We start from the raw sequence: 14,829 nt of genomic DNA on the forward strand, positions 1-14,829 counted from the left end.
ATTACCAGTCAAATTTCAAGTGTTTAACAGTTTTCTTTTCATCAATAATCATACGCAAAGAAGCAATACCAATTTCAACATGCTCTTCTACATAATTTCTGGTAACCAAATTATCACTTCTATCTGTTTTTACTCCGTCGGGGGTCATTGGCTGATCGGACACTAATAATAATGCGCCGGTAGGAATATGATTGGCAAAGCCACAACTGAACAAAGTTGCAGTTTCCATATCAACTGCCATAGCCCGGGTCTTTTTCAGATATTCTTTGAATGCATCATCATGTTCCCAGATACGGCGGTTGGTGGTATATACGGTACCGGTCCAATAGTCACGGCCTTTGTCACGGATGGATGAAGAAACGGCACGCTGCAACATAAATGCAGGTAATGCAGGAACTTCAGGAGGGAAATAATCGTTGGAAGTTCCTTCTCCACGAATAGCTGCAATAGGGAGAATCAAGTCGCCAAGCTGATTTTTCTTGTCGATGCCACCACATTTTCCCAAAAACAAACAAGCTTTGGGTTGAATAGCTCCCAGCAAGTCCATGATGATAGCAGCGTTGGGGCTTCCCATACCAAAGTTAATCATAGTGATGCCTTCGGCAGAAGCAGAAATCATATTTGCATCCCTTCCTAAGATGGGAACATTAAACTGATTTGCGAAAATCTCGACGTACTTGTTGAAGTTAGTCAACAGAATATACTCTCCAAAATCCTCTAGGTTACGTTTTGTGTAACGGGGCAGCCAATTAGCTACGATTTCTTCTTTTGTTTTCATAATTATCTATTAAATTTGTGCTCCCAATAATGGGAACCATTATTTAACTTACAAAAATAATAAATGTTATCGTTAAACCTACCAGTATTCGACACTAAAATAAACGTACGAAACGGAAAAAATGTAATTTTCGACGTAATTCGTAAACGATATGTCGCCCTTACCCCTGAAGAATGGGTACGGCAACACTTTGTTCACTTTCTTATTGCACACAAAGGATATCCGACTGCCCTTCTGGCCAATGAAGTAATGGTAAAGTTGAACGGTACTACCAAACGATGCGACACCGTACTTTATCGGAGGGATTTATCAGCCCGGATGATTGTGGAATATAAAGCACCCCATATCGAAATCACACAGGCTGTTTTCGATCAGATCACCCGGTATAATATGGTATTGAAAGTAGATTATCTGATTGTCAGCAACGGAATGCAACATTATTGTTGCCGGATGGATTATGAGAATCAGAGTTATACGTTCCTTCAGGATATTCCTGATTACAAATCTTTATAAAAATGTTCCGCTTCATTTGCCACAAAAAACGTACTTACCTGCAAGAATAAAATAGCGTCACTATCCATTCAAGATAGTGACGCTATTTGCTTACTATGGTGACACCATCCCAAACAGATAGCGTCACTATATCAACTACCCTTTCAGATAGCCTTCAAACAGTTTTTTACTTCTATATGACAGTATCTTTCCCACCATCCTCATTTCCTTTCTTTTTGCTGAACCGCTCTTGCAATTTCTGCATCAATTCGTAGAAATTAGGAATATAAATGGTAGCCAATAAAGTGTTCATGGCCATACCGAATACAACAGCAGCACCCAATGCTATACGACTTTGTGCACCTGCACCGGTGGCGAATAACAAGGGCATCACTCCTAATACAAAAGCAAAAGAAGTCATCAGGATCGGACGCAAGCGGACATGCCCCGCTTCAAAGGCAGCTTCCCTAATTGAATTACCCTCGGCACGGAAATCACGGGCAAATTCCACAATCAAAATTCCGTTCTTTGCAGAAAGTGCAACCAACAGAATGATACCGATTTGCGTATAAATACTGACTGGAGTTCCCATAATCAGACAGCCAATCATGGCACCTAATAATGCCACCGGCAATCCGATGACGGCTGCTACCGGGCTAGTCCAACTTTCATACTGTGCAGCAAGTACCAGAAAAGCAACAATTAACGCCATAATCAGAACAATGGTAGTCGTATTCCCAGCCTGGGTTTCCTGATAGGCAACGGAAGTCCATTCATACCCAAACTCATCTCCCAGCTGTTCCTTAAACAATGCTTCCACTTCTTGAATAGCCTGCCCGGTACTACTTCCCGGAGCAACATTACAAGTCAGAGAAGCAGTCGAGTACATATTATAGCGGTTAATCTGGTCTTGGCCTAACTGTTCCTCCACTTTGGTGAAAGAAGAAAAAGGCACCATCTCTCCTGCCGAATTCGACACACTTAGCTTCAAGACATCATCAATTACCCGCTGTGCCTGGTCGCGTGCCTCAATCTTCACTTGGTAAATACGTCCGAATTCAACAAAATCATTCACATAAGCCGCTCCCATATAATAGCCTAATGTAGAGAAAACATCGTTCAAGGCAATTCCCATGAACTGGACTTTGTCACGGTCGATATTCAAGAAATATTGCGGAACATTTGCCTGATACTGGCTGGATACAGATGCTAAAGCCGGTTTCGAATGATAAGAAGCAAGCAAGGCATTGATGGCCTGCTGCATTTCCGTCGGCCCCAGATTACGCCGGTCTTCCAACTGAAGCTGTAAACCACCGGATGCACCCAACCCCGGAATAGCCGGAGGAACCATGGCGAACACTTCCGCAGCCTGAATAGTCATATACGCTTCACCATTAAAACGATTGACTATGGCAGCAGCCGTATGCTCCTTCCCTTTCCTCTCACTCCAGTTTTTCAGCACCACAAAATAAGTTGCGGAGTTACTCTGCTCGCCGCCACCCATGATAGAAAAGCCGGAAATACCAATATAATTTTTTACTTCCGGATAAGAATCCAAAATACCGTTTATCTTTTCTCCCACTGCTTGCGTACGCTCAAGGCTGGCGGCAGGCGGAAGTTGAACAACAGCAATAAAATATCCGTCATCCTCGTCCGGGATAAAAGTTGACGGCCAATGCATAAAAAGCAATAGAGCAATAACAGTCAAAGCGCCATAAGAAGCAAGAGCCATTCCCGGACGCTGAAGCAACCATTTGACAATTTTGTCATATACCCCTTGCGTCTTGTCATAAGCCTTATTGAAACCTTTGTATATAAAGAAGTTAGAAGGTTTACTCTTTTCAAGAAACAGTGCGCAAAGCGCAGGAGTCAATGTCAGCGAATTGAAACCGCTCAATACGGTAGAAGCGGCAATAGTCAGTGCAAACTGCTTATACAGCTGACCTGAAATTCCACTAATCATCATCGTCGGAATGAACACGGCAAGCAATACGAGAACCACCCCGACAATCGGGCCCGTGATCTCTCCCATCGCTTTTGTCACCGCTTCACGAGGTGAGTACTGCCCGGTTTCCAATAACCTCGAAGCGTTCTCCACCACCACTATCGCATCATCCACCACAATAGCAACTGCCAAAATCAGTCCGAACAATGTTAATGTATTGATAGAGAAACCAAATGCCGCCATTACGGCAAATGTACCGATCAACGATACCGGAATAGTGATACAAGGAATAATCACTGCCCGCCAATTCTGCAGGAACAAGAAAATAACGAGTATCACCAGCAAAGTTGTTTCAAAGAAAGTAACCATCACTTCATCAATGGAAGCATGGATGACATCAGTCGTATCCAAAGTGACATTATAGGCCACTCCTGACGGGAAACTTTCCGCCAGTTCTTCCATCTTAGCTTTCACTCCTTTTGAAACATCCAGCGAATTGGAACCCGGTTGCTGGTAAATAGCAATAGCAGCCGTAGGTTTTCCATTCAATCGCGACACTACATTGTATGAAGCAGACCCCAAATCAATACGTGCAATATCTTTCAGACGAAGCATCGCTCCGTCCTGCTCACGGCGAATAATAATATCTCCGAACTGTTCAGGAGATTTCAATCGTCCCTGGACATTCAAAGTATACTGAAAAGCATTCTTATTATCCTGTCCGATAGGCTGACCGATATATCCGGCAGATACTTCCACATTCTGCGACTGGATGGATTGATAGACTTGCTGCGGTGAAATATTCCGTATACGCATAGCCTCCGGATCGAGCCAGATGCGCATCGAATAGTCCCCTGCTCCCATCACATTCACAGCACCCACTCCGGGCACACGTGTCAGCTGGTCCACTAAATTCAATTTGGCATAATTAGTCAGATACAGGCTGTTGTACACAGAGTCCTGCGAAGTCATTGTCAAAAACATCACAATGTTTGAAGACTGTTTCTGCACAGTGACTCCTTGCACCACCACCGGTTCCGGCAGTGATGATTGTGCGATACTGACCCTGTTTTGTACCTGCACAGTTGCCATATCGATGTCCGTACCAACAGCGAATGTAATAGTCAGAGAATATGCTCCCGAAGATGAAGAATTGGAAGACATATAAAGCATGCCGTCTACACCATTCACCTGCTGTTCGATAGGAATACCCACTGTTTGAGCAACAGTTTCAGCATTTGCCCCGGGATAAACGGCAGAGACCTGCACCGTTGGCGGTGTGATCTCCGGAAATTGCGCCACAGGCAATATATTGAGTGTGACCAGACCGGCTACTACAATAAGCAGGGCAAGGACAGTAGCAAATATCGGTCGGTTGATAAAAAACTTAGAAAACATAATGTATAGGTTTAAAAGCAGCCTCTCTACAGCCTTCTCCCAAAGAGAGGGAGCAGAAAGTTACTTTTGTTAATTAATCGGTTTTAAGTACATCACCTTTATTGATTGCATTTGTTAATCAATCAGTTATCCCAAAGACCTTATTTCCCTCTTTTAGGAAGAGAATCAGGAAGCGGCTTTACTTTCATTCCGTCTCTGACTTTCATCAAAGCCTCCGTGACATACTGTTCCTGCGGGGAAAGTCCACCCAATACCTGCCGTAAAGTGCCGTCGACCAACTGCCCTATTTCAATATGCCGGTAATGAACTATATTCGAATCATTTACAACATATAAGTACTTGCCTAACTGGTCGGTTCCGATAGAACCCTCTTTCACCAGCATGGCATTTTTAGCTTCTCCATAAGGTAAAGTTATGCTTACATATAATCCGCTCTTCAATACCCCTTTCGGATTATCAAAATTGGCACGAACCATCAGTGTTCCTGTATTCACATCTACATTTGGTGAAAGATAATCGAGCGTAGCCGGATAACTTTCAGTTCCCCCTTTCCCAGTTGAACCATTATTTTTTTAGGAAGATCAGTCGGTAACTGCTGGGTATCCATCGTCATTGCCAACCATTGATTATCAGTAACATTAAAGTAAGCATACATCTGATTATCTTTATAAATAGTAGCCAATGTGACTGGTTGCAATGAACCGCCTACATAACTTCCTATATCTACAGTCGCCTTACTTATGGTGCCGTCAAACGGTGCACGGACATAACAATATCCCAAGTTTGTATGGGCGGTGCTCAAAGCTGCTTCCGCGTTGCTGACAGCTGCAACACCTTCTTTCACAGAAGATTCAGCCTGAAGTACCTGTATCTGACTGACCGCATCACTCTTTACAGCCTCTTTCATACGGCTATAATTATTACGGGCATATTCCAATTGCGCCTGGGCAGTTCTCAATTCTGCTTCTGCTTGCTCCACCTGATCTTTGTATAAGGTTGGTTCGATGACAAACAACAGTTGCCCCTGTTTCACCCGTCCACCTGCGACATAAGAGGTAGATTGCAAGGTTCCGTTCACCCTGGCTACAAGATTCACCGTCTTTTCTGTTGTCAGATAACCCGGATAATCTTTCGTCAAAGTAATATCCTCCACTATGGGTTTGGTCACGCTAATTTCCGGAGTTGGCATACCTCCCATCGCTCCTGCACTTTTCTTCTCCTTGCAACCCGTCAATATAGGCAGTGCAAGAAGGATATACATCAGTTTTTTCATATCTGTTAGGTTATATATTTTATAGATTGATTTTTATTCTCTCCAACCACCCCTAAAGCCTTGTAGAGGGCTATCAGTTGCAAAAGCGAACTACCTTGTGCCTGTACCAGCTGATTCTCATAAGATAACAGAGAACGTTGTGCATCAAGTACGTTTTGGAAAGGCGAAAGTCCCTGTTTATAAAGTTCCAGTGAAAGTTTCAATGTCTCAATACCTTGATTGCGCACTTCCCGCAGGGCTACAATCTGTTTGATTGAATTCCGATAGGAATTCATAGCATTGTCCGTTTCCTGTACGGCAGTTAAAACCGTCTGATTAAACTGGTTGATCGCTTCATCCAGTTGCGCTTTTGCCAGCCGTGTTGCATTCACCAGCTGTCCTCCATTGAAAATAGTCCAGTTCAATGACGGAGCAATTTCATAAGTCATACTTTTACTTTTGGTGAGATCCTTCAGGTCACGGGCGGCATATCCAAATGAACCTTTCAAGAAAACTTTCGGCAGCCAATCCGCTTTCGAAGCTCCGAGCAATGCTGCCTGTGCATTTACGCTCAATTCCGCACTTCGTACATCAGGCCGTCGCAGCAATAAATCGACAGGCATTCCCACTCCGATAGGCTCCATATAATCGGGCAATGTGCCACTGGATTCAAGAACAGGACGAATGTCCTGGGGATACATTCCCAATAAGACAGCCAATGTTGTAATATACTGATTGATACCCGCTTCCAGCTGGGGAATGGAGGCTTTTGTGCTATATAATACAGACTTGGCCTGTGCCACATCGAGTTTAGCAACCAGCCCGGTGTTATAGCGTACTTCCGTGATTTTCAGGACTTCTTCCTGCGAAGCACTGTTTTTCTTCACCACTTCAAGTTCTTGTTGCAACTCCCTTAGATTGATATAAGCCGAGGCTACTTCTGCAGCTAACGAGACCATGACTCCTGTGTATTCTTCCTTGCTGGCAGCAAAATTCTCTTTCTGCGCTTTTACCCGTTTCCGAATACTACCGAAAATATCAAGCTCCCAGCTCATGCTTAACGAAGCATCATAATAATGATCGGTTGTTTGGGGCAGTGAACTCGTATTTCCACTGGTTTCCTGACGGGTCCATCCTGCATTCAATCCGATGGAAGGAAAGAAATTACTGCGTTCTATCCAAAGATTGGCACGAGCGGCAGCTATACGGTTGATTGCCATGGCAACGGAGTAATTACGATCTACTGCCAAAGCTATCAAAGAATCCAGTTTGGTATCTTGGAATGACTTCCACCAATGGTCATCCACCGGAAGTATCTGTTGAAACACTTCCCCGCTCTCTTCCCAATCTTGAGGAAGCGGAGCTTTCAAATAACGGTTTGCGGTCTGTCCAACCGCGGTCACAGTTGAAAGAAACATAAGGAGCGATGTGCCCCACACTCGTATATTCATATCAGTTCAGGTTTTTATGAAATGAAAAGATAACAACTAAAGGGTAAGTTTGTTTATCGATTCTTTTTTATACAAGCACTTGCTAAAAAAAAAAAAAGCCCTGCATTGCTGCAGGGCTTACTATATATCAAAAAGTAACTTTACTTACTTCACTGCTTTCCTTATTCAGCAGTTTTTCTTCTGATAGCTCTTTTGGTAGTAGCTACCGGAGCTTCTTCCACCTTGTGTTCGATTTGTACGCCAGCCAATTCCGGGTCAATCATAATACGTCCACAATATTCGCAAACGATTACTTTCTTACGAGAACGGATATCCAGTTGTCTCTGGGGCGGAATCTTGTTAAAGCAACCACCACAAGCATCACGCTGTACGTATACAATACCCAATCCGTTGCGAGAGTTCTTACGGATACGTTTGAACGACTGCAATAGACGCGGTTCGATCTTAGTTTCCAAATCTTTAGCTTTGTCTCTCAATTTCTCTTCTTCCTGTTTGGTTTCAGAGATAATTTCATCCAGTTCGCTCTTCTTCTGCTCAAGGTCTTTCAGTCTTTCGTTAAGAATCTGATCGTTCTTCGTTACTTCAGCCTCTTTTTCTTCTTTATCAGCAGAATATTCCTTGATTCTCTTTTCGCAAAGTTCAATTTCCAATGTCTGGAATTCGATTTCTTTCGTCAAGAAGTCATATTCACGGTTATTGCGAACATTGTCTTGTTGTGACTTATATTTTTCTACTGAAGCCTTTGCTGTTTCGATTTCTACTCTCTTGCCGGCAATAGCAGATTTCAGTTCATCCACTTCAGCTTTGATCTTGTCGATACGGGTACTCAAACCAGCAATTTCATCTTCAAGGTCTTGCACTTCCAACGGAAGTTCACCTCTCAATGTCTTGATTTCATCAATCTTAGACAACATTGTTTGCAGTTGGAACAGTGTCTTCAGTTTCTGTTCTACCGTCAACTCATTCGGATCTTTTTTTGCTTCTCTAGCCATTTTACTTATAAATATTTTATGGGATTCGTATTTATTTTACTCAATTGGAGTGCAAAATTAGGAAATAAATCCCGGATTATGGAATAAAAAATTTCTTTTGTATATTGTTCGCTTTCGTAATGACCAATCTCTGCCATCAGAATATCTTCTTCATGGCCGAAATAATCATGATATTTAATTTCGCCGGTAATAAAAACATCTGCTCCCGACCGGATCGCCTGTGGAAGCAAAAATGCACCTGCACCACCGCACAATGCTACTTTCTGTATCTCTCTTCCCATCAGCTTGTTATGACGCAGACACCCCACTTCGAATGTCTTCTTGATGCGTCTCAAAAATTCGAGCTCTGTCTCCGATTCATCCAATTCACCGACAATTCCCGCCCCCGCCTGCGACCAATCGTTCACCAACGGATAAATGTCGAATGCCGGTTCCTCATAAGGATGGGCAGCCAATAAAGCTTTGATGGTTTCCGCCTTTTTAAAGGAAGGAAGAATCGTTTCAATCCTCACCTCCTCTTCGTGGTGCAGTTCTCCGATTGTTCCACAGAAAGGATGCGTTCCCTCTTTTGCACGGAAAGTTCCCTCTCCTTTCAGATTGTAACTACATGAATCATAGTCACCTATATTTCCGCATCCGGCGGCAAACAATGCTTCACGTACCGCGTCTGCTTGTGCGTAAGGGACAAAAGTCACCAACTTGACCAAGTTATTCTCTTTCGGCTCAAGCACTTTCAAATTCTTCAATCCGATTTTTTCGGCTATCTTATAATTGACCCCACCTTGTGCATTATCCAGATTCGTATGTGCTGAATAGATTACAATATCATTCTTTATTGCTTTCAATATACAGCGTTCCACATAATCCTTGCCCGTAATGGATTTATATCCTTTAAAAATCAGCGGATGATGAGATATGACGAGATTGTATCCCAACGCAATCGCTTCATCCAACACAGCTTCAGTAACGTCAAGACACAACAAAGCCCCTGTTGCTTCCGCTTCTGTCAATCCGATTTGCAGGCCGGCATTATCAAAGCCGTCTTGCAATGGCAGAGGCGCGAATCGTTCAAGGGCGCTTACTATTTGCTTAATTTTCATTATTTGGTAGAAAATTTGGTTGCAAATATAATAAATAAAAAAGGAATAATCATACTAAACGGTCGTTTTTTAGAGAATTTATCGTTATCCATTTTTTGAGACCACCGTAAAAGATATAAAACACACATATGAAAAATTTAAGCTTCAGAAAAGACTTGGTAGGCGGTAAAGAGCCGTATTTTCTTCATGCGCCAGAAATTACAGGAAGAACTGAAAGACTTCCGCTAAACTCTAACTATATCCGCATCGGTTTCAGATTAAACAATTGATTTCATTTTTCAGTTTTATCAATAGGTAATAGGCAAAGAGAGTGTATATTCTTTTTTGCCTTTTGGCTGTTTTCATCGGGCAAATATGGATAATATGCTCACAACCAGAGCTAAAAGCAAAGATAACCCGTTATTCGTGTCTAGCTTTTGCTTTTCATCTGCACTTTGTTTTTCAGCGCATACCGTTCGTCTACTACCCTGTCGGTAGGAAAGAAAGTGAAAATAAGCCGCCACTCTCCTTCTTTATAGATAAATTTACGTCCGCTGGCTCCACGAAGAATTGCTTCGTGCTTTTCCCGCAGGAACGATTCGATATGTTCCGGCATTTCAGTGCCGGATGCCGAAAACTCCACTATTATAAAAAAATGTGGAATAGATATTTCAGCTACTTTACGGAATATCTGCTCGGTAACTGTCATTTTCGGGGTTCTTTGGTTACCTCTAATAATTTCCCGTATGCGTCAAAAGATCGGCGTGAAGCCAATGAAATAGTTATCATCAGCGACAGCATAGATGCCGTAAAAGTAATCACCATAATCATCATCTGATACTTGATGGCAACGTTCGGACTACTTCCTCCCAGGATTTGTCCGATCATTGTGCCTGGAAAAGCTACCAATCCCATCACGGAAATGTTCGCAATCAGCGGACTGAAGGATTTAATAATGGCCTGTCGGATAAATGGAGCCTGCGCTTCCTGCCTTGTTGCTCCGTTTCCCAATAAATAACGGTACAACTGTTGCTCACGTTTCAATCCGCTATAATAAGTATTCAAAGCTATCACATTGCTCGAAAGCATATTACCCATCAGGATACCGAATATCGGAATAAAGTATTGGGCGCTAAATATATTGTCCAATTGAAGAACAATACCGATAAAGTACAAGCCTACCAATACAACACTACAAAGAAATCCTACCGTAATAGGGATTAATAAGATACGACGTTTCAACTGGGTACGCACCAGTGCTGTCTGTCCGGCTACGAATATCATAATTATCACCCAAAGGAAGTTGATCCAGGGATTGTTCCATAAAAAGAGATATTTCAGATACATGCCGATAAAGAACAGTTGGATAATCATCCGTACTGTACCAATCAGGGCAGGTTTCAGTAGTCCCGTTTTAAACTTCCAAAGATAAAAGAACGGAATGGCAAGCAGAAGCAAGCCTATAAAAAGATTATAATATGATATATCAATCGTTCCCACAGTGTATTCTTAACAATTCCTATCCGATTCGTGTTAGAGTTCTCTCCAATCGTTACAATTCTATTAAATAATGACAACCCGAAGCAAAGTCCTTATCATGCGATACGGCCAGCACTGCTGTTCCCCTTTCTGCCTGTCGCCGGAAGAAAGACAAGACTCTACCGGTCGAATCGGCATCCAAAGCAGAGGTCGGTTCGTCTATAATAATCAAAGGTTTATTGAGCATAGCCGCTACAGCGAGCATGATGCGTTGACGCTGGCCGCCCGACACTTCATTCACTCTCTTGGTATATAATTCATGTTCCAGTCCCAATTCATCAAAACAAGCAAAAAGCCTTTCTTCCGAAAAAGGGGCAGAACGGTTCACTTTCAAATCAAAAGGAAGAGCCACCATCTCTTTTACCCATTCGAAAGGTAAAGCTAACTCTTGTGGAATCCATGCAATCTGCCGTCTGACTATATCAATAGTCGATTTATCCAACACCATTCCTCCTACCCTGATTATCCCTTCTTTCAACGGAACAAACCCCATTATCGCATTCAACAAAGAAGTTTTTCCACAGCCGGATTGCCCTACAATGCAAGCGGTTTCTCCCCTTTCCAATTTCATATTAAAACCGGAAACAAGAACCTCTGTCCCAAAAGCAATACAAATGTTCTCAATATGTAGCATTTAATCGTACCTTTTGAAAATTTCACCAAAAGTATAAAAAAACAAGGGCATACGTATCAAAATCCCTTTGTTTTCTTAGAAATTTTCTTAGAACGACATGTTTTGTCGTCACGTGACATTATCTTTGCTCTTGATAATTAAAATTAATACCAAATATGGGCAAGAAACGGGAAGGAATGCAACGATTGCTGGTCATTATCAATAAATTAAAAGGACCGCAACAGTATGTGCCGCGTAAAGAATTGGAGAACTACGTGACACATCGCATGGAAGAACGAGATGGAACACCTGTAGACATAAGAACTTTGCAGCGAGACTTCAAAGATATAGAAGATCTATTTGGTATCCGCATCTGTTTTGATAAGAAACAAAACGGTTATTATATCAATGAGGAAGACGATTTGAAAAAGGAGCAGTACGAACGGCTTCTGCTAAACTTCGACCTATTGAATGCTTTGGACAAAACTTCCAACCTACACACCTATGTTCTTGCCGAACATCATCGACCAAACGACAGTGAATGTCTTCCGGCATTGATAAAAGCCATTAAATTCTTTCACCCGGTAGAATTCAGTTATATTTATGTACGTGAAGGAGACAAAGTACGCAAAAAGAAAGTCTTACCTTATTATCTGAAAGAAGACCAGCAAAGATGGTATCTCCTCGCCTATGACAACAACATATTAAAAACTTTCAATATAGACTGTATCCGCAATCTCAAAATCCTTTATGAGGAAACCTTCAAAAGGAATATGAATATTGATGCAAACAACTTATTTAAAGACAGCTACGGCATCTGGAATCAGACAGATATTCCAGTAGAAAATATTGAACTAAGCTATAGTGCATTAGATGGCAGTTTCTTGAAATCGATTCCTTTGCATCATTCACAAGAAATCATTACGGACAATGAGATGGAATTTCGAATCAGATTACGCCTTCGTATTACTAATGATTTTGTAATGGCATTGCTCTCACGTAGTAGTTCACTTACAGTAATTGAGCCGTTACATCTTCGGGAACGGATACGGAAAATTTATGAGGAAGCAATAAAAAGACATTTATAATATAACGTTTAACATTAAAACTATGAATCTATTTAAAGCATTATTTGGTAGCAGTTTTTTTCAGCAAGAAATGAAACGTAATCAACAATATCGCGACAACTACGCCTGTTGCGATGATATTGACGTAAATATTGATCTTGCAGAAGAAATTGAAAACGAAACACAGAATGAAAAACTGGTTTTGTCTGACTATATACCTGAATCTTATTTATATGACAATGAGAATGGAGAAATGGATGATGAGATAGATTTGATAGAGTAAGAGATTGATTGTTAACGAAGACTATACTTAAACCTAAAAAAAACAATACCCTAGAGTGTTATATTGCAAAATATATCTATATTTGCACTGTCATCATAAGCAATTATATGACATTACATTTTATTAGATGAAAGTGTTTTGCTTTTATCCTTATTCGGGAAATCTGGTAAATTTCAAAAGGAACAGGGATAACAATAACACTCATCACTTGTATTTTCGTATGTGTTACCTATGCGCATATCTATACAAGTGTGGGGTATTGTTTATTTGTTCCTTAGGTTTACCAGAACCTCCCGATAGATAAACAGACGACTCCACACTTTCTTTTTTATGTATAACCTCATTTTAGGGAGTCGAAATGATATTATAAATAGGATGTTTATGGAAAAAATTTCGGCAATTCCCAAACCTGAAATTGGAGTTAGAATTCTTCTTTCTCGAAAAATTGGTGTAAAAGAACATGATGAAGACTTTTTAATTCTAACAGTGCTATTCTGTTTATTCATGTTATGTTGGATATTTGCGTTTTTAAATTTTATAGGAATAGATGTCTAATAATATAAACTTTGATTATATGGAAAACAATAATGAAATAAAAAAGATTGATTCTTCAATGGTTGAATGCCCCTTTTGTAGGAATGCAATAGAAGCTCCTTCTAAACCAGACGTTATATTCAAATGTCCCAAATGTTATAAGGAGCTTATTACTTATGATAAAAGTAATGAGCCTACACTAATTTATTCACAAAATTCCACAACTCCCAATTGTAAAAATATGTCCTTAATTTATTGTAAAGATTGCGGGAAGCAAATATCAGATAGTGCTTCAAACTGTCCATTCTGTGGTTGTTCACAAAATAACATCTCATCTAATAATAACGAAATTAGTCTAAGTTATCTGTTCGTCAGCTTCTTAATACCACTGATTGGTCTGATTTTGTGCTTTACTTCATGGAATCGCCATGAAGGAAAAACAAAATCTGCTTTGATAGGTACATTAGTCGGAATCATATTTACAGCAATACTTTATTCTATTATCTAAACATATTCATTCTCATGAATAATTCTGATAAGTTCATTTTATTTAGTATCATAGTTATAATAGGATTACTAATCATCTGGGGTGTTTCTTTTCAGAAAGATTATCTCCCTGAATTCAATCCCAATGCAAGTGAAGAACAAAAGACAAACTGGATTAAGGCAAAAACAAAAGAATATATTAAAAACAATTTGTACAATAATGAAGAATATATAGCATTAAAATGGGAAGGAAGTGGTTATACTGATGATTTAGGTCATACAACTACGTATAGCGCTTTTCATATACCTTCCGTTGAATGGAATACATTGCGCCTTTCACATACATTCAAAATAATCAATAAAAAAGGTTGTGAATCTCATTATTGTAAACATATTGAATTTGACAAAAAAGGGAATATTACAAATTTTGTCAATCGTATTGATGGAGAAGATTATACAGGGATAGAACAAATTACAGGTATGATACAAGGTCCATTAAGAAATAGTAATAACGAGGAGCTTATAATATGGGGAGAGGATATAGTAAGAAAACATATTTCAGAAAATCTGAATAACTCACAAAAATATATTCCTATAGAATGGACACTATATACAAAATTAACTTTAGAACGAAAAGTCTTTGATGCGTTGGATTTTACATTTTCTTCTATTAAACAAGTTGCTGATTTTCATCCTAACTGGATACACGCAGCATTATGTATTGAGCATAAATATATAATAGAAGGAAGAGATGGATATAAGCAAACAAAGCACAGCGTATTCATAATATCTCCCAAAGGAAAAGTTAAAGAAGTTTCCTACGGATATTTCTCTATTAGTAAAAGTGCAGAGGAACAGTACAAGCTATTATTCACCAATTTTTATTGATATAGAATTTGTCATACTTTAATATTATTGTT

At 40.3% G+C, this 14,829-nt stretch carries 13 protein-coding genes and 1 pseudogene; 5 read left to right on the forward strand and 9 right to left on the reverse strand.

Annotated elements, in window-relative coordinates:
* Nucleotide 1 precedes the first annotated feature (1 nt).
* Nucleotides 2-778, reverse strand: coding sequence for an AMP nucleosidase (locus tag NXX38_RS18855; RefSeq protein ID WP_004295947.1), 777 nt, complete (start codon nt 776-778; stop codon nt 2-4).
* A gap of 63 nt (nt 779-841) precedes the next feature.
* On the opposite strand from NXX38_RS18855, the gene NXX38_RS18860 reads away from it, so the two are divergent.
* Nucleotides 842-1,291, forward strand: a complete 450-nt coding sequence (locus NXX38_RS18860; protein WP_004295946.1) for a type I restriction enzyme HsdR N-terminal domain-containing protein — start codon at nt 842-844, stop codon at nt 1,289-1,291.
* A 172-nt stretch (nt 1,292-1,463) separates the two neighbouring features.
* Here the strand turns inward: NXX38_RS18860 and NXX38_RS18865 are convergent, their stop codons facing one another.
* From NXX38_RS18865 to NXX38_RS18905, 8 genes and pseudogenes are all read right to left on the reverse strand, one after another.
* The gene (locus NXX38_RS18865) at nt 1,464-4,613 is read right to left on the reverse strand and encodes an efflux RND transporter permease subunit (RefSeq protein WP_258980663.1); all 3,150 of its coding nucleotides are present in this window, start codon (nt 4,611-4,613) and stop codon (nt 1,464-1,466) included.
* 140 nt (nt 4,614-4,753) lie between these two features.
* Nucleotides 4,754-5,886, reverse strand: a pseudogene (locus NXX38_RS18870) (efflux RND transporter periplasmic adaptor subunit).
* 5 nt (nt 5,887-5,891) lie between these two features.
* Complete coding sequence (locus NXX38_RS18875) at nt 5,892-7,316, reverse strand: efflux transporter outer membrane subunit (RefSeq protein ID WP_258980664.1); 1,425 nt, start codon at nt 7,314-7,316, stop codon at nt 5,892-5,894.
* Between the two features lie 161 nt (nt 7,317-7,477).
* On the reverse strand, nt 7,478-8,308 hold the full coding sequence (locus NXX38_RS18880; RefSeq protein WP_004295942.1) for a zinc ribbon domain-containing protein: 831 nt from the start codon (nt 8,306-8,308) through the stop codon (nt 7,478-7,480).
* 5 nt (nt 8,309-8,313) lie between these two features.
* Nucleotides 8,314-9,408, reverse strand: a complete 1,095-nt coding sequence (locus NXX38_RS18885; RefSeq protein ID WP_143258512.1) for a Nif3-like dinuclear metal center hexameric protein — start codon at nt 9,406-9,408, stop codon at nt 8,314-8,316.
* A 409-nt stretch (nt 9,409-9,817) separates the two neighbouring features.
* Nucleotides 9,818-10,096, reverse strand: a complete 279-nt coding sequence (locus tag NXX38_RS18895) for a hypothetical protein (protein ID WP_195654761.1) — start codon at nt 10,094-10,096, stop codon at nt 9,818-9,820.
* Complete coding sequence (locus NXX38_RS18900) at nt 10,093-10,887, reverse strand: ABC transporter permease (protein WP_143258514.1); 795 nt, start codon at nt 10,885-10,887, stop codon at nt 10,093-10,095. The genes NXX38_RS18895 and NXX38_RS18900 overlap by 4 nt, the downstream gene beginning before the upstream one ends.
* Nucleotides 10,888-10,939: 52 nt before the next feature.
* Nucleotides 10,940-11,560 carry an ATP-binding cassette domain-containing protein gene (locus tag NXX38_RS18905; RefSeq protein ID WP_234133421.1) on the reverse strand — a complete coding sequence of 207 codons (621 nt, stop codon included), beginning with the start codon at nt 11,558-11,560 and terminating at the stop codon, nt 10,940-10,942.
* Between the two features lie 155 nt (nt 11,561-11,715).
* On the opposite strand from NXX38_RS18905, the gene NXX38_RS18910 reads away from it, so the two are divergent.
* The 4 genes from NXX38_RS18910 (at nt 11,716) to NXX38_RS18925 (ending at nt 14,797) form a co-directional block, all read left to right on the forward strand.
* On the forward strand, nt 11,716-12,627 hold the full coding sequence (locus NXX38_RS18910) for a YafY family protein (protein WP_143258516.1): 912 nt from the start codon (nt 11,716-11,718) through the stop codon (nt 12,625-12,627).
* A 70-nt stretch (nt 12,628-12,697) separates the two neighbouring features.
* Nucleotides 12,698-12,889 (forward strand): hypothetical protein, encoded by a 192-nt coding sequence (locus NXX38_RS18915; protein WP_229126953.1) that lies wholly within the window; start codon nt 12,698-12,700, stop codon nt 12,887-12,889.
* Between the two features lie 381 nt (nt 12,890-13,270).
* Complete coding sequence (locus NXX38_RS18920) at nt 13,271-13,444, forward strand: hypothetical protein (protein WP_234133423.1); 174 nt, start codon at nt 13,271-13,273, stop codon at nt 13,442-13,444.
* A 501-nt stretch (nt 13,445-13,945) separates the two neighbouring features.
* A complete protein-coding gene (locus tag NXX38_RS18925; protein WP_234133425.1) occupies nt 13,946-14,797 on the forward strand; it encodes a hypothetical protein in 852 nt (283 codons plus the stop codon).
* Nucleotides 14,798-14,829: the final 32 nt, after the last annotated feature.

This window comes from Bacteroides sp. BFG-637 (assembly GCF_024793605.1).
Classification (GTDB): domain Bacteria; phylum Bacteroidota; class Bacteroidia; order Bacteroidales; family Bacteroidaceae; genus Bacteroides; species Bacteroides vicugnae.